Genomic DNA, 15,553 nt, shown 5'->3' on the forward strand with positions numbered 1-15,553 from the left:
GATATTGCAAGTGTAACGTAATCACACAGGGTTTGCAAAAGACAGCAGGCTGTTAGCAAAGGCAAGGTTTGCCTTCATCTGTCGCTCATGCCATTGTACTGAATGTTATGCCTGTCTTGATGGGACAAAGAGAGCAACCTGCCAGTGTGTACTCTCCATTAAACGATTACTACAGGTGGCTAATCAATCTTAAAGCTATTATCGCGTTCAGACGGCCATTGTTCATTTTCCAGTACAGGCGGATTGTCCTCGACACGGATATTGGCATCTCGTATCATCGGTTTGCGGCTTTTAAAGCCAGCGGTCGTATCGGCAATCCATTGTCTTGCCGCTGTGCCCAGATCGGCTGCTTCGTTATAAATGAGGCAGGTAGTCCGGCGTGTCTGCTCCAGCTCTGGAATGTGTAGCGATACTAGCTCATTGCTCGACAATAGCTGCTCACCGATATACGAACGTGGTAGCAATGCAGCCGCCATACAGATCGGCAGCAGTCGCACAATCGCTTCAAAGGAATCGATCTCCATCCGCAGATCAGGCATGACCATATAACGATGGAACACATCATCGATCAGCTTACGATACCAGGTGCCCTTGGAGAACATGATCATCGGCAAGCCTTGCAGCTGCTGCATGCCGGGCTGCTTTTTCTCCGCTAATGGATGTGCCTTGGGGACAACTAGCTCCAGATGATCATCAAATAATGGAACGCACACCAGACCAGACTCATGAATCGATGAAGCGACAATACCGATATCGGCTTTTTTGTCACGAATGTCATTGACAATCTCGTGCGTCTTACCTGTAATGAGCTTCACTTCGGCATACGGATGCTTTTCGGTAAAGCTACGTACGAGCGGCGGCATCGTCGTTTGCAGTGTCGTCAGACTGGCGCCAAACGTTACGGTCGTCTGCTCCTCAGACTTATAACGGTTCAAACTTTGCAAAAAGCGTAGCTGCTGCTGGCGCTGTTCTAATGCAAAGGTATACGTAAGCCTGCCGATCGCAGTCAGCTCCAGCCGCTTACCGTTGCGGTTAAAGAGTGCAACACCTAGCTGCTCCTCCAGCTTGGCAATTTTACGAGATAAGGCAGGCTGCGATAAGTTAAGCAAACGCGAGGCTTGATTCAAGCTAGACTGCTCCACAACGACAGCAAACACATCGAGATCTTCGATCATCAGATGAAATGCTCCTCTCTTATGCAAAAAAGTTATAACAATTAATAATTATATTGCAATTCCATTATAAGACAATTTAGAGTAACATAAAATATGACACAACTTGTTCACACTCTATGTTCTGTGACGATCCTTCAAACGAAGTGCGCACAATACGCAACATACTGGGATTCCACGCAGTCATGAACAGGTTGCAATGCTACGGAAGATGGGGAACTTCCTATGCAAGAGTGAGCGGAGGTCCGAATGTTCTGTTCATTCAAGTTTAGGCAGCATTATCTATGCTTGTCACAATGAAAACGCTCTTATTATGAAAGGGGAACGTCATTCATGAAAGGCTTCTACGCCAGAAGGCTGCACTCGTTGCTCGGGATCATTCCATTGGGTCTGTTTTTTATCGAGCACATGATCACCAACTTTTCCGCTTATGAAGGAGGAAAGGAATCATTTGACCAGGGCGTTGCCTTTTTGAACGGTCTGCCACTGGTGCTGTTTCTGGAGATTGTATTTATCTTCTTGCCGTTACTGTACCATGGCATCTACGGTCTGTATATCGCATACCAGGCCAAGCCGAACAACAATCACTTTGGCAATGAGCGCAACTGGCGTTATACGCTACAGCGTGTAACGGGTGTGCTCACGTTTATCTATGTTGCATGGCACGTATATGATACTCGTTTCCAGGTTGCACTAGGTAATGTTACACACGAACAGCTGGGCGGCATCATGCACAATATTATGACCAATCCGGTGACTTTTGTGCTATACGCGATTGGTGTTGTCTCGGCATGTTTCCACTTTTCCAATGGACTCTGGTCCTTCCTCGTTACATGGGGAATCACCGTTGGTCCGCGCGCGCAGCGTGTGTCCAGCTACATCTGTATGACGATCTTCGTGGTCGTAGCCGTAATGTTTATTCTGTCCATGGTAGCCTTCCGTAATGTGGAGTTCCAGGACCCGACTGTTGCATTGGAAAGTATTCGTGCGCTGGTAGCATAAATTCGCGGTGTGGCAGTCTTTAGGATTCGTTTAGCGGATCTAAAGTTGTCCCCGGAGCAAGCAGGTTAAAGGGGAGGGTAATTTCTTATGGCAACATCCAATATTATTATCGTGGGCGGCGGTCTGGCTGGTCTGATGGCTACGGTCAAGGCAGCAGAGGCTGGCGTACACGTGCATCTATTCTCACTCGTACCCGTGAAGCGCTCGCACTCCGTATGTGCGCAGGGCGGCATTAACGGTGCGGTTAATACAAAAGGGGAAGGTGACTCGCCTTGGCTGCATTTTGACGATACAGTCTATGGTGGTGACTTCCTGGCGAATCAGCCGCCTGTTAAGGCGATGTGTGATGCCGCACCAGGTATCATTCACTTGATGGACCGGATGGGCGTTATGTTCAACCGTACTCCTGAGGGTCTGCTCGACTTCCGCCGTTTCGGCGGTACGAAGCATCACCGTACAGCATTTGCCGGTGCAACAACTGGACAACAATTGCTGTATGCACTTGATGAGCAAGCGCGTCGCTGGGAAACCGCGGGCCTCGTAACCAAATACGAGAACTGGGAATTCCTCGGTGCAATTGTTGATGACGAGGGCGTTTGTCGTGGTGTTAACGCGCAAAACCTGCGTTCGATGGAAATTTCCAGCTTTGCTGCTGATGCTGTTATTCTGGCGAGTGGTGGCCCGGGTATCATTTTCGGTAAAACGACTAACTCTGTTATCAATACGGGTACAGCAGCCAGTGCGGTATATCAGCAGGGCGTAAACTATGCGAACGGTGAGTTCATTCAGATTCACCCGACAGCGATTCCAGGCGATGATAAGCTGCGTCTGATGTCCGAGTCGGCGCGTGGTGAAGGTGGAAGAATCTGGACGTACAAAGATGGTAAGCCTTGGTACTTCCTTGAGGAAAAATATCCAGCGTACGGTAACCTCGTACCTCGTGATATCGCAACTCGCGAAATCTTCGATGTATGTGTTAACCAGAAGCTGGGTGTGAATGCCGAAAACATGGTCTACCTCGATCTGTCCCACAAGGATCCGAAAGAGCTGGACGTGAAGCTGGGCGGTATTATCGAAATCTATGAAAAATTCATGGGTGACGACCCGCGCAAAATTCCGATGAAAATCTTCCCTGCGGTTCACTATTCAATGGGCGGCATGTGGGTTGATTATAATCAGATGACGAATATTCCGGGGCTGTTCGCAGCCGGTGAATGTGAGTACCAGTATCACGGTGCAAACCGTCTGGGCGCGAACTCTTTGCTGTCAGCTATCTACGGTGGTATGGTAGCCGGTCCGAAGGCAGTAGAATATGTGAAAGGTCTGAAAAAATCGGCTGCGGATCTGCCGCAATCGTTGTTCGACCAATCGCGTAAGCAGCATGAAGAAAAATACGAGCGTCTGCTTGGTATGGATGGTAGCGAAAATGCTTATGTCATCCACCGTGAGCTGGGCGAATGGATGACCGACAACATGACGGTTGTTCGTTACAACGACAAGCTGCAAGCAACGATCAACAAAATCAAGGAATTGAAGCAGCGTTACACTAAAATTGATGTGAATGATGCTTCTCGCTGGAACAACCAGGGTGTAGCCTTCACTCGTCAATTGTGGAATATGCTGGAGCTTGCCGAAGCGATGACGCTGGGCGCGCTGATGCGTAACGAGAGTCGTGGTGCGCATTACAAGCCAGACTTCCCAGAGCGTAACGATGAAGAGTTCCTGAAAACGACGATTGCGTCGTGGACAGCAGACGGTCCTAAGATTTCGTATGACGAAGTTGATGTATCGCTGATCCCACCTCGTATTCGTGACTATTCCAAAAGCTGATTAAGCCGCGGGATAGGAATTTCTTTTCACACTTATAGTCAGGCACGGTATGTGCCGATATGAATACAAGGCTCAACAAAAAGGTTTTACAAAGAAACAGACGTACAGGTCGGGTTATCGCTTGGAGATAGCCTGACTTTTCACTCGGTTGGTAGTCAAGTAAGCATTTAGCCTATGAAATGAAGGGGGCATTACCATGGCGGAAGCAGTTTCAACCGGAAATCCGGCCGTACAGCAGACAGCCAAGAAAGTGAAGTTCGTCATCACCCGTCAGGACAAGCCAGAAGGCCCATCCTATACAGAGGAATTTGAAATTCCGTATCGTCCGGGTATGAACGTGATCAGCGCATTGATGGAGATTCAGCGCAATCCGAGAAACAGCAGCGGCAAAGACACTGCGCCAGTATGCTGGGAATCGAACTGTCTGGAGGAAGTCTGTGGTGCCTGCTCGATGGTGATCAACGGTAAGCCGCGTCAGGCTTGTTCATCTCTCGTCGACAAGCTGGAGCAGCCGATCACCGTAGCACCAATGAAAACATTCCCGGTTGTGCGTGACCTCGTTATCGATCGCAGCCGTATGTTCAGCGCCTTGAAAAAGGTTAAAGCATGGATTCCGATCGACGGTACGTACGATCTGGGCCCAGGCCCACGTATGGCAGAGACGAAACGCCAATGGGCGTATGAGCTGTCCAAATGTATGACATGTGGCGTATGTCTGGAAGCTTGCCCGAACGTAAACGAGAAAACGGACTTTATCGGTCCTGCTCCTCTGTCTCAGGTGCGTCTGTTCAATGCTCACCCTACAGGTGAAATGAACAAAGAAGAGCGTCTGGATGCGATTATGGGCGAAGGCGGTATTGAGGCTTGCGGTAACTCGCAAAACTGTGTGCGTTCATGTCCGAAGGGCATCCCGCTCACAACGTCTATTGCTGACCTGAATAAGGAAACGAATAAGCGTATGTTTAAACGTTGGTTGAGTGTATAATCAGTATCAACCGGCAATATAGTGAATCGAGTATGGTTCGGTCCGAGTAGTAGTGAGGGAACCATTTCGGCAAAGGCGGGTTGCGCATATCCAGTGCGACCCGCTTTTTATTATTTTGTAGGAGCTTTTCACATCAAAGTCGCAGCACACCATGGAGGAAGTTATATGATCACGGAAAAACCAATTAGCTTTACGCAGCTCAAAACAGAATTTGCCGCACTCGGAGTACAGCCGGGTATGAGTATTCTTCTACATTCTTCACTTAAAAGTATAGGCGGCTGGATTCCCGGCGGAGCGGAAACGGTCATTCTCGCCTTAGAGGATGTGCTTGGTTCAGAGGGCACATTAATGATGCCAACGCAGACGTCGCAGTTGACCGATCCGAAGCTGTGGCGTTATCCACCTGCTGATCCGCGCTGGTGGGACCTGATTCGAGAAAGTATGCCACCATATGATCCAGATTTTACAGTCACAAGCGGCATGGGCATTATCGCAGAAACGTTCCGCAAGCAGCGTGGTGTGTTACGTAGTCTGCATCCGCATGTATCCTTTGCGGTATGGGGCAAGCATGCGCAGGCATGGACGGAAAAGCATGAGCTGGATTACGGACTTGGCAACGGTTCACCGCTCCAGCATCTGTATGATGCTAAAGGCTATGTACTCATGCTAGGCACCGAATATGTGACCAACACATCCATCCATCTGGCAGAATATCATGCGGAATGGAATGATAAAAAAACGATTATGATGGATGCGCCTGTGATGACGGATAAAGGCAAGCAATGGGTTCGTTTTCGCGATTTGAATTTTAATTCGGATGATTTTGATGATATTGGTGCGAATCTGGAAGCGGATTGTCCACATCTCGTTGTCAGCGGTACCGTTGGCAATGCCAGAGCACGCTTGATCTCACAGCCAGCACTGGTCGATTATGCAGCAGGCTGGTTGGAAACGAATCGCTAAGGCTATATAAATAGAAACAGACGCGTGCGCTGGAGTCATAATTTTAGCTAGCGCTACGGTCTGTGATGTGTTCTACATAGGTCGGTGTATGATAGGCACGATGCCGATTGGCTATCGCCATCCTCATCTATTCATTACAGCATCATTCTACTTTTATTCGCCAAAGGAGGCATTTCCTTATGATCTGGAGAGAAAGAGAGCATTCGTTTATTATGATTCGTCAGCATGACCATGCGCGTGTGTCCGGTGAATTTTCCCGAAGTCTGCATGCCGGGCCGACTCGCGATGAGAAGCGCTGGGACGAGGTATTGCTTGGCTGTGAGCAGCATGATCGCGGCTGGATTCCACTAGATCGGATTCCGATCTGGAATGATGCGAAGCAGCGTCCATTTTCGTTTCTGGACTTTCCTGAGCCAGCGAAGCTGGTATTTTATCGCTATGGCATTGATCAAATGGAGGAAATGAGTCCGTATGCTGCGATGCTAGCAAGCCTGCATTATTGTGCGCTGATCAGTCATTATGGCGCAGAAGATCCATTTTGCCGGGCATTTCTGGAGGAAGAGCAGGAGCGTCAGGAGCGCATCAAGGCGCTCACGTCCCCTGGAGAAGACGAGCTACGCTTCCATCGCGCTGTATTAGAGCTATGTGACGATCTATCCCTGTATGCGTGTCTGAATGAGCCAGGCGTGGATAAGGCGCATGAGCTGGACTGGTGGAAGGACGGCTTCGATGTAGGGAAGAAGATGGAGGCTGCTAACTATGAGACGATCATGCCAAGATGGCTGGACGAGCGTTATGTGGAGCTTGACCCCTTCCCGTTCCAGCAGCCTGTGGAAGTGACAATTGTATACCGTGAGGTGTCTAAGTCGTCGATCGCTGAACAGGGGCTAGCAGAGGCGTATGAGGCTTCAGAGGAGTGTCTCCAGCGTATCGTGTTCAAGGGCAAGCAGCCGCAGGCTTGAGCAAGAGAGCCTGGTACCCAGAACCAGACCAGTAATAACAGAGCAACAAGGACATTCTGTTGAACGGAATACAGAAAAAGAGATCGCTAGAATGATGCAGTGTAGCCATAGGGCGTATATAGAGTGAAGACATTAACCTGGCAGTATGACCAGTATGACCGCTTAATATGTTTCTTCAAAAAATTGTTCTTGAAGAAGCGGTAGGACTTATCATAAGGTATATGGCCTATCGGAACTGTTTATCGACTCGCAGCAATATACTGCCAGTCGTATCATCTATGTTAAAAATAATCGTACAGCACAGCAATCCTCTTGCATATCTGCGGTATATTTGACGACAGTAATCGTATTGCGCCAAAATAGTCAATAAATATATCGCAGCCGGAGCCTGAACGGTATGCCGGTGTGCCCCCGACTGGATCACGTGGATTCGGTCAGGAAACGGAGGGAACGTACCTGAAGTATCGCAAGCAAGTAACCTATACAGATAAAGGAGCGGCGCCAGCATGGATAGGTCTGCATCGACTCCACTTCCGGCAACCGCTCCTTACGGGTCTAAACATAATTAGCAATAGGCATACGAATCATCCAGCCATGTTCACGTTAGGCGATGAACCGAATCCAGATCCAGCGTTATCGTCTGATCCAACCAAGCCAGCTACATCCGCAGCTAAGCGCAGCAAGCGCGGTATCACGCGCAGACAATTTCTAAAAGGTAGTGCAGCGGTTGGCGTCGCACTGGGTACAGGCGGCTTAGGATATACATGGTTCGGCGAACCGAACTGGCTGGAGAAAATTTATATTCGATTGGAGCTACCTGATCTGCCTGCAAGCTTGAATGGAATGCGGCTCGTTCAGTTCAGTGATATGCATCTCGGTATGGGCAAAAACACAAACGATCTGGAGCAGCTCGTTGACGTGATCAATAAGGAAAAGCCGGATATGATCTGTTTTACAGGCGATATCGTGGATGAGTATGCCCAGGAGCTAGCCGCTGGTGTAGCGGCGCTACAGCGTCTACAGGCGCCGCTGGGCAAGTATGCCGTATTGGGTAACCATGATTATCTGGACGATGTGGTGGCGGTTACGAGGCTACTCCAGCAGGGCGACTTTGACGTGCTGATCAATGAGCATCGTCTCGTTCGTCGTCCGGACGGCATTCTGGCGATAGCAGGCCTGGATGATCAGCTGCTCGGCAATCCTGATGTGCAAAAGGCAGCGCGTGGCATTCCAGAGCAAGCCTGTCGTCTACTGCTCATGCACGAGCCAGATTATGCCGATCGAGTGCCTGAAGAGCTCCAGTTCCGCTTGCAGCTATCCGGTCACAGTCATGGCGGACAGATTCGATTACCGCTATTCGGTGCGATCATTACACCAAAGGGCTCGCGCAAATACATTATGGGCGGTTATCGTGCAGGGAAAGGCGGGCATTTGCCATTGTACGTCAATCGCGGTATTGGGATGTCACAGCTGCCGATACGATTTATGTGCCGACCGGAGCTGACGATTTTTACATTTTATCGAAAAGAGCAATCATGAATAACGCATGTAGCTGGCGATGAAATATGAACGTGCAAGTTAAAATAGATGAGCAACAGCAAGCAATATTCAGCAAAAGATGATGAATACCGGCAAACGGTCAAGATGGGGGATTTTTCATGGAACGCATTGCACTTGTATCTGATATTCATGGCAATTATCCAGCATGGCAGGCTGTGCTGGACGATATCAACAGCCGCGGAATCAAGCGCATCTTTTGCCTTGGTGATCTGGTCGGCAAAGGGCCGGATTCGATTCGGATTACCGATAGTGTACAGGAGCGCTGCGAGGTTGTACTGCGCGGCAACTGGGAAGAGCTCATTGTACGAATGAGCGAGAAGGATGAGCTATTCGGCTGGCATGCGAGACGTCTTGGTGCAGAGCGGCTGGCTTATCTCGATTCCCTGCCACTGCGGTATGATTTTACACTGAGTGGACGTTTGATCTCGCTCGTTCATGCTTCACCGGAAAGTGTATTTCAGCGCGTACAGCCATGGGATGCGATGGAGGCACGATTAGGTATGTTCACGGCGGTTGAAGTAGGGAGTCCATTTGCAGTAGAAAGCAGTCCCTTCTATTCACGTCTGCCCGATATTGTCGGTTATGGGGACATTCACAATGCCTATATGCAGCATCTGGATGGACATGTGTTATTTAATGTAGGTAGTATTGGCAATCCGCTCGACGGGAAGGGCGCTTCCTATGTTATTCTGGAAGGAGAAGCAGACGCGACAGAGCTGGTTCCGTATTCGATACAATTTATGCGTATTCCTTATGACGTGGAGCAGGCGGTTCAGGATGCACAGGATGCCGGTATTCCGGCGCTTGATTTTTATATTAAAGAACTGCGCACCGGTATTTACCGGGGATTGCAGACGTAAGCGACTGGAGGAGCGACCATGCTGAATAAAGAGGATTTGAAAAAAGGAGTACCTGATCTGTATACCGAGCGTCTATCGCTTCGTCGGTTGACTGCCGAGTATATTGAACGCTGGTGGGACTGTGCTAGCGATCCGCAGGTGATCACCTATTTATACGGTACACCGGAGATGAAGGAGTATCAGGTACTGCAACCGGATCGGCTGGGGCGACGTGTAGAGGAAGCCTTTCGCAGCATGAGCTCGATTCATTTTGCGATTATGTCTGCGGCAGGCGATCAGATGTATGGCGTATGCTCCTTCCAGCGCTGGGATGAGCGCGCTGCTCGCGCAGAGATCGGCTTTGCGCTCAGTAAACGGTTCTGGGGCAAGGGCTATGCGACCGAAGCGGTAGGTCGACTGGTCGAATTCGGATTTCAGGACATGGATCTGTCTCATATCGTTGGACGCTGCCATATTAAAAATGATCTGTCTATTCGCGTACTGGAGAAAAACGGCATGCGCCAGCAGCCGCCATCCAATTCCGGCATTCGTAGCTACTGGCAGGAGATGGGCATCGTTGTATATTCGGTTGCGAACAGTGAGTTCGCGCTGCGTAAGGAGCGGGCGGCGATGCATGCACAGCTATTAGATCATAGCGGAGAGTCCTTTTCCTCATGACGACTGAACGCTGGTTCACCAGTACCACCGGTATTATCGTAAGCTCAGTAGCTGCAACGATCCTATGGGGCAGTGCGCTGCCCTTTATCAAGCTGAGCTATCATCATCTGGGTATTGCCCCCAATGACTTGTTTGCTCAGTGGCTGTTCGCAGGCTATCGCTTTGTGCTAGCAGGGCTACTTCTGATGGTACTGGCTCGCCTGCTACAGCGGAAGGGGACGAAGCCGAATCGGGTCAGGGCATCTTCTCTTCTCGTGCTTGCACTGCTGCAAACCTTTCTGCAATATGTGTTTGTATATGCAGCACTCGGACAGGGCTCTGGCATGACGATGTCGATCATCGCAGGCTCTGTATCGCTCTTTCAGCTGTTAGCCGTGCGCTGGATGATGAAGACGGAGCAGCTCTCCCTGCGTAAATGGATGGGGCTACTGCTCGGCTTTGGCGGTATTGCGGTGATGGGCATGGCATCTGGCAATCAATTGCATGTTACATTTGGCATAGCAGAGCTACTGATGCTATTATCCGCGTTATCCGGTGGAGTCGGTAATGTGCTGGCACGCCGCGAGGCAGCGATCGAGCCAGTCATTAGTCTAACCGGAAGGCAAATGTTCTGGGGTGGATTGGGCTTGGTGATGATCGGTTGCGCGTCAGGTCATCCGTTTCCATTTGCATGGGATGGTGTAGGGCTGCTTATGCTACTGTACCTGGCGTTGCTGTCGGCAGGTGCCTTTGCGCTCTGGAATACCGTGATGAAATATAATGAGGTGGGTCGTGTATCGATGTATCTCTTTTTGACCCCACCTTTTGGTGTGATACTCTCTGCCGTCTGGCTTGGCGAACGCGCTTCGATCTGGTCGCTGGTTGCGCTGGTACTTGTTACCGCAAGCATTGTGCTTGTAAATCGTGGACGACGTGCAGGACAGGTGGCTAGTGGTAGTAATAAGCCTGTTCGTAAACAGGCTTGATTCACTCGTCAGTCGCTTTGATCTAGAGATCGTACAGGATTTGGTAGTGATTGTTATACAACTGCAACATAGCTGCAATGCAATCCTAACAAGCTTGCTTTATGATACATAGCAAGACCCCCTTTTTGATACATGCAAAAGGACCTGTCCCCTGTGGGCAGGTCTTCTTTTTGGATAGAAGGACAGTGTGGATGTAACGAAAAAACTATAACGTAGAGCCCTTGGCATGATATAGTTGGTATATCCAAACTTTACCAGTATGAATGACCAATTCAGGATGTAGGGGGCGAATTGATGAAAAAGATGCTGCTTAATCTCATATCCTCTTTTATTACCGGTTTATTGGTGTTTTATTTGCTAGAAAGAAAAATCACATGGCAAATTGTGCTTGTCTGTCTAGCCTGTGTTGCTATCGTGGCTTGTGGCTACGGCATTGGTTATGGCATCAGAAAATTCCGCAAACGACATAGTTAATGTGTGAAACGATAAAATAAACACCGTTCCAGCTCTACCACATATAGCAGATGGAACGGTGTTTATTTGTGAATCATAATATGGATTACCTCTGTCTTACGGACATTCCAATTCTATATCGCTGATCACTTGTCTATGATAGAGCTTCTTAGCAAGCCTTGTATTACAGCGCAACGACCTGGCGCTGCTTTTGCTTGTAATACACCCATTCCGTATAGCCAATCTCACGCAGCTTATTCGCTACGAGCTCGAAGTCATCGCCTACACGCTCCGGTACATGAGAGTCGGAACCAAAGGAAATTTCTACGCCAAAATGGAAGGCGCGTTCCAGCATCGAATCGATCGGATGCCATAGTCCGCACAGTTTAATTTTGCCGGACGTGTTCACTTCGATGGCTACGCCGGAATCAGCGATTGTGCGTAGCATATCGTCCAGCGCTTCCGGTGCTTCAATATCGCTGAATTCTGGATACCTGCTTTTCATCGCATCAATGTGACCAAGGATGTGGAACATGCCACTTTTAGCGGATTCCCCGATCATACGGAAATATTCCGACTTGGTCGCGACCTTTTCCTGCTCGCTGAGTCCATCCCAGCGTGTCGGGTCAAAGATGCTATAGCCGCCGCTAAAATGAACGGAGCCGATAATATAATCAAATGGATACGAATCCAGTGCTGCTTTGTATAAATGGGCATGATGTGGAAAATAGTCGGATTCGATTCCGAGCAATACATCAATTTTGCCCGCATATTCCTTTTTCAGATCAAGAACTTCCTGAACGTAATCAGCAAGCTGGCTTTTGCCCATTGCTGTATTCGGAAACGCCTGATCCTCCTCAAAGCCAAAATAAGGGGTATGATCGGAAATACCGATCACTTGCAAACCGGCGCTAATACCTGCTTCAATATAATCACGGATATTCCCATCCGCGTGTCCACAGCGATAATGGTGAGTATGAAGATCAAATTTCATGGGCTCGCTCCTTTGCTTCTTCTGGTCGTGATGGGTCTTATCTGGCGTCTATAACTTGAATCGTCTGAATCGTAGACCTGTTCTGGCATCATAGAACCTGCTAGGACAATCTAAACCGGATCAAGTACGTATTATTCTGGGCTAAGAAAATGGTCGGCAGGCATCCCTTTCAGATCATCGAGAAATTGCCGCATCGCCGAGTTCAGATAGCGACCGGATTTGTAAATCAAGCCGACTGGATGGCTCACCTCGAACTCAGGCATCGGGATCATAACGAGTGTGCCATGGCGTAGCTCGCTACTGATCGACTGGCGCGAAATAATCGCAGCACCCAGATCGATCTCAACCATCCGTTTTACTTCCTCACTACTGGATAGCTCCATAATAATCTCCGGCACAACGCCATGCTGCTTGAAAACCTCATCGACAAAACGGCGTCCGACCGTATCTGGAGAAAGCATAATAAGTGGTAGATGCTGCAAATCCTGAATCGTCGCCTTGCGTGTACGTGCCAGCGGATGCTGGGGCGAGACGACCAGCTCAAACATATCATAGTACAGAATGGACGTTTCCAGATTCGGGTTCCGTTCAATCAGGTAACCGATTCCAACATCGACCAGACCATGTTCAACACTATTATAGATTTGAGAGGAAGGCATCGAATGAATCATCGTTTTAATCAGTGGAAATTGATTTTGAAAATACGCCAGCACTCTGGGTAAAATCTGAATCGCGATCGAGGTCGTCGTTCCAAGTAGAATCCGCCCTTGTGGCGTTTCGTCCAGATCAGCGAGGCGCTGCTTTAATTGTTCAACAACCGATAAAATCTGCTCTGCATGCTCCAGAAATACCCTTCCCTGGTCAGTCAGCGTTACCGGCTGATTCCGGTTAACAAGCACCGTCTTGAATTCATCCTCCAGGCTTTTGATCTGGGCGGATACCGCAGGCTGGGTGAGATTCAGCAGTTCACCTGCCTTACGGAAGCTCATGGTGCGCGAAATGGTCAATAATGTTTCCAGTTGACTGATATTCATGAGTTCCTCCTTATGTACACCTGTTAATAAATTATAGTGGATTGCCGAAAAACCAGCAATGCGGCTGAAAATACATTTCTGCAATTTCGTACGCTTTCGCAACTTTATGGAAGAGCGATTGAAGAAATTTTACAAAAAAACCAACTCATTTTGAGCAATTTAGTGAACAATAGTATACATAAAATCGCTACATTATCCGATAATAGTAAAAAGTCGTCGAATAGACCTAGAAAAACCGACGAAATCAGCATCTTTATACCTAAAAAAGATGCGGAATATTCATTCCAGCAACATACTCCAAAAAAAAATTAAATATTTTGGGATATGGGTAGGTTTCTGGATGAATTGTACTAGGTTATAAGGTATAATGAATCTACTATTTATAGGTCATAAGTTTCATTTAAAATATCAACCCATTAGCGGAGGGGAGTATTAAAGTATGAAGGCGGAAGTAATTAATCCTTTTTTGGAAGCAGCGAGACTAGTAATCGGACAGGTTGTGCAGGTCTCTCCTTCCACCGGAAGTCTCGGTATCAAGGATATCGAACTGGTGGATGATCATATTTGGATTCAAATTGGTATGACCGGACAAATGAGTGGCGATATCATTTTCGGTATTCACGAAAGTGTAGCGCTGCGTATGGTATCGGCAATGATGGGCGGTTTTGTATTAACTGAGATGGACGAAATGGGTCAAAGTGCCATTTCCGAGCTGGGGAATATGATTAGTGGTAATGCAAGTACCATTTTATCCAATCAAGGCGTAACGGTGGATATTACACCTCCAAAGGTGATGAAAACAAGCTCAGTTACAGGCTTCATGTCTGCAAAAGCATTGACGATTCCACTGATCATGGATGGAATTGGCGAATTGGACATTCAGGTGATGGTTTCCTGATTTCCGGACCGAATACGGCAATATTTGCTGACTCGTACCGATAACGGTGGCAAGTCAGACCTCCGTAAATGGCCTTGACCCTATGAACCGTTTGAGAACGAACAGAAGCTGTTTCCCCTGTAAAAGGGAGAGACAGCTTTTTTTGTATTTCGATTCAGCAAACAGGATACCAATAATGCTGGATATCAGACCGAGCATCCCCTAAAATGAAACTAGACTAGGGGGGCTTATTGTGACACTTGCCAATAAAATCATACTCATCACCGGTGCATCCAGTGGACTGGGCGCACGGACGGCTGAACTTCTTGCAGAAAAAGGAGCTATTCCCATCCTGACCGCACGCTCCAAGTCAAAGCTAGAACAGCTTTCGCAGCAGTTACATGGAGAGCACCGCGTCTTTGTTATGGATGTCCAGCAGCAGCAGGACATTGAGCATGTCGTTGCCAGAATCATTGACGAATACGGACGCATCGATATTTTGCTCAACAATGCAGGGTACGGACAATTTACTGCTATTCTGGATACCGAGCTAACCGAATACGAGCAGATGATGGATGTAAATTATATGGGCACCGTACGCTGCACCCGCGCTGTGCTGCCTCATATGCTACAAGCTGGAGGAGGCCAGATTTTGAACGTCGCTTCGATCGCAGGCAAGTTCGCCACCGCCAAATCCACATCCTACACAGCAACCAAATTCGCCGTACTCGGCTTCACCAACTCCCTGCGCCAGGAGCTACGCGGTACCGGCATCACCGTATCTGCCATGAATCCCGGCCCAATCAACACCGCCTTCTTCGAACGAGCCGACCCCACCGGCGCATACGTTAGCAACGTGAGCGGCTTCATGCTATCGACCGACAAAGTATGCCGCGAGCTCGTCCGCATGATGGAAAAACGCCGTGAGGAAATCGATCTACCACGGTACGCAGGCATTGCCATGCGCCTGTACAACTTATTCCCACGCCTGATCGACCGTCTAACGTATTCGTTTTTTGATCGGAAGTAGGCAACTAAAGAAGCAAAGTAAGAAGTGAATTTGATCGGAATTAAGAAGTGAAGCTGTTAAGAAATAAAGCCATTAAGAAGTACAGAAGTACAGAAGTACAGAAGTGCAGAAGTAAAACGGAAAGTATTTGCTAGGCGTGTAAGCAAACGTATATGATGCGAGAAATACGGAACGGAGGGAAGGAAATAAGGGGAAAGGACGACCTTTGA

At 48.6% G+C, this 15,553-nt stretch carries 15 protein-coding genes; 12 read left to right on the plus strand and 3 right to left on the minus strand.

Translation table 11 applies throughout. The features are described 5' to 3' along the window. Positions 1–179: 179 nt before the first annotated feature. The gene (locus tag SK066_RS05220) at positions 180–1,175 is read right to left on the minus strand and encodes a LysR family transcriptional regulator (protein ID WP_188776973.1); all 996 of its coding nucleotides are present in this window, start codon (positions 1,173–1,175) and stop codon (positions 180–182) included. Positions 1,176–1,505: 330 nt separating this feature from the next. Here SK066_RS05220 and SK066_RS05225 point away from each other — a divergent pair, with 330 nt between their 5' ends. The 10 genes from SK066_RS05225 to SK066_RS05270 all read left to right on the plus strand — a co-directional run bounded on the left by SK066_RS05225 (position 1,506) and on the right by SK066_RS05270 (position 11,430). Next, positions 1,506–2,174 carry a succinate dehydrogenase cytochrome b558 subunit gene (locus SK066_RS05225; RefSeq protein WP_320543902.1) on the plus strand — a complete coding sequence of 223 codons (669 nt, stop codon included), beginning with the start codon at positions 1,506–1,508 and terminating at the stop codon, positions 2,172–2,174. Between the two features lie 87 nt (positions 2,175–2,261). Next, the gene (sdhA, locus tag SK066_RS05230; protein WP_188776975.1) at positions 2,262–4,004 is read left to right on the plus strand and encodes a succinate dehydrogenase flavoprotein subunit; all 1,743 of its coding nucleotides are present in this window, start codon (positions 2,262–2,264) and stop codon (positions 4,002–4,004) included. Between the two features lie 196 nt (positions 4,005–4,200). Next, positions 4,201–4,989, plus strand: a complete 789-nt coding sequence (gene sdhB, locus SK066_RS05235) for a succinate dehydrogenase iron-sulfur subunit (protein ID WP_188776976.1) — start codon at positions 4,201–4,203, stop codon at positions 4,987–4,989. A gap of 165 nt (positions 4,990–5,154) precedes the next feature. Beyond that, positions 5,155–5,952, plus strand: coding sequence for an AAC(3) family N-acetyltransferase (locus SK066_RS05240; RefSeq protein ID WP_320543903.1), 798 nt, complete (start codon positions 5,155–5,157; stop codon positions 5,950–5,952). Positions 5,953–6,131: 179 nt separating this feature from the next. Further along, positions 6,132–6,914 (plus strand): DUF3891 family protein, encoded by a 783-nt coding sequence (locus SK066_RS05245; RefSeq protein WP_320543904.1) that lies wholly within the window; start codon positions 6,132–6,134, stop codon positions 6,912–6,914. A 405-nt stretch (positions 6,915–7,319) separates the two neighbouring features. After that, a complete protein-coding gene (locus SK066_RS05250) occupies positions 7,320–8,453 on the plus strand; it encodes a metallophosphoesterase (protein ID WP_320543905.1) in 1,134 nt (377 codons plus the stop codon). 119 nt (positions 8,454–8,572) lie between these two features. After that, on the plus strand, positions 8,573–9,334 hold the full coding sequence (locus SK066_RS05255; RefSeq protein ID WP_320543906.1) for a metallophosphoesterase family protein: 762 nt from the start codon (positions 8,573–8,575) through the stop codon (positions 9,332–9,334). A gap of 18 nt (positions 9,335–9,352) precedes the next feature. Beyond that, entirely contained in the window at positions 9,353–9,991 is a 639-nt protein-coding gene (locus SK066_RS05260; protein WP_320543907.1) for a GNAT family N-acetyltransferase, read from the plus strand. After that, a complete protein-coding gene (locus SK066_RS05265; RefSeq protein ID WP_320543908.1) occupies positions 9,988–10,956 on the plus strand; it encodes a DMT family transporter in 969 nt (322 codons plus the stop codon). The genes SK066_RS05260 and SK066_RS05265 overlap by 4 nt, the downstream gene beginning before the upstream one ends. A 294-nt stretch (positions 10,957–11,250) precedes the next feature. Further along, complete coding sequence (locus tag SK066_RS05270; RefSeq protein WP_188776983.1) at positions 11,251–11,430, plus strand: hypothetical protein; 180 nt, start codon at positions 11,251–11,253, stop codon at positions 11,428–11,430. A gap of 163 nt (positions 11,431–11,593) precedes the next feature. On the opposite strand, the gene SK066_RS05275 is transcribed toward SK066_RS05270, so the two are convergent. Further along, the gene (locus tag SK066_RS05275; RefSeq protein ID WP_320543909.1) at positions 11,594–12,403 is read right to left on the minus strand and encodes a histidinol-phosphatase; all 810 of its coding nucleotides are present in this window, start codon (positions 12,401–12,403) and stop codon (positions 11,594–11,596) included. A gap of 131 nt (positions 12,404–12,534) precedes the next feature. Next, positions 12,535–13,437: a LysR family transcriptional regulator gene (locus SK066_RS05280; RefSeq protein ID WP_188776985.1), complete on the minus strand. Its 903-nt coding sequence runs from the start codon at positions 13,435–13,437 to the stop codon at positions 12,535–12,537. Positions 13,438–13,876: 439 nt separating this feature from the next. Here SK066_RS05280 and SK066_RS05285 point away from each other — a divergent pair, with 439 nt between their 5' ends. Further along, positions 13,877–14,335 carry a chemotaxis protein CheX gene (locus tag SK066_RS05285; RefSeq protein ID WP_188776986.1) on the plus strand — a complete coding sequence of 153 codons (459 nt, stop codon included), beginning with the start codon at positions 13,877–13,879 and terminating at the stop codon, positions 14,333–14,335. Between the two features lie 229 nt (positions 14,336–14,564). Then, positions 14,565–15,344: an SDR family NAD(P)-dependent oxidoreductase gene (locus SK066_RS05290; RefSeq protein ID WP_320544811.1), complete on the plus strand. Its 780-nt coding sequence runs from the start codon at positions 14,565–14,567 to the stop codon at positions 15,342–15,344. Positions 15,345–15,553 lie beyond the last annotated feature (209 nt).

Source organism: Paenibacillus hunanensis, assembly GCF_034055775.1.
Lineage (GTDB): Bacteria > Bacillota > Bacilli > Paenibacillales > Paenibacillaceae > Saccharibacillus > Saccharibacillus hunanensis.

What these genes read in the sequence shown, in the direction of transcription:
- SK066_RS05220 (WP_188776973.1), bottom strand. Translation starts at nt 1,175, where the DNA reads ATGATCGAAGATCTCGATGTGTTTGCTGTCGTTGTGGAGCAGTCTAGC.
- SK066_RS05225 (WP_320543902.1), top strand. Translation starts at nt 1,506, where the DNA reads ATGAAAGGCTTCTACGCCAGAAGGCTGCACTCGTTGCTCGGGATCATT.
- sdhA (WP_188776975.1), top strand. Translation starts at nt 2,262, where the DNA reads ATGGCAACATCCAATATTATTATCGTGGGCGGCGGTCTGGCTGGTCTG.
- sdhB (WP_188776976.1), top strand. Translation starts at nt 4,201, where the DNA reads ATGGCGGAAGCAGTTTCAACCGGAAATCCGGCCGTACAGCAGACAGCC.
- SK066_RS05240 (WP_320543903.1), top strand. Translation starts at nt 5,155, where the DNA reads ATGATCACGGAAAAACCAATTAGCTTTACGCAGCTCAAAACAGAATTT.
- SK066_RS05245 (WP_320543904.1), top strand. Translation starts at nt 6,132, where the DNA reads ATGATCTGGAGAGAAAGAGAGCATTCGTTTATTATGATTCGTCAGCAT.
- SK066_RS05255 (WP_320543906.1), top strand. Translation starts at nt 8,573, where the DNA reads ATGGAACGCATTGCACTTGTATCTGATATTCATGGCAATTATCCAGCA.
- SK066_RS05260 (WP_320543907.1), top strand. Translation starts at nt 9,353, where the DNA reads ATGCTGAATAAAGAGGATTTGAAAAAAGGAGTACCTGATCTGTATACC.
- SK066_RS05265 (WP_320543908.1), top strand. Translation starts at nt 9,988, where the DNA reads ATGACGACTGAACGCTGGTTCACCAGTACCACCGGTATTATCGTAAGC.
- SK066_RS05270 (WP_188776983.1), top strand. Translation starts at nt 11,251, where the DNA reads ATGAAAAAGATGCTGCTTAATCTCATATCCTCTTTTATTACCGGTTTA.
- SK066_RS05275 (WP_320543909.1), bottom strand. Translation starts at nt 12,403, where the DNA reads ATGAAATTTGATCTTCATACTCACCATTATCGCTGTGGACACGCGGAT.
- SK066_RS05280 (WP_188776985.1), bottom strand. Translation starts at nt 13,437, where the DNA reads ATGAATATCAGTCAACTGGAAACATTATTGACCATTTCGCGCACCATG.
- SK066_RS05285 (WP_188776986.1), top strand. Translation starts at nt 13,877, where the DNA reads ATGAAGGCGGAAGTAATTAATCCTTTTTTGGAAGCAGCGAGACTAGTA.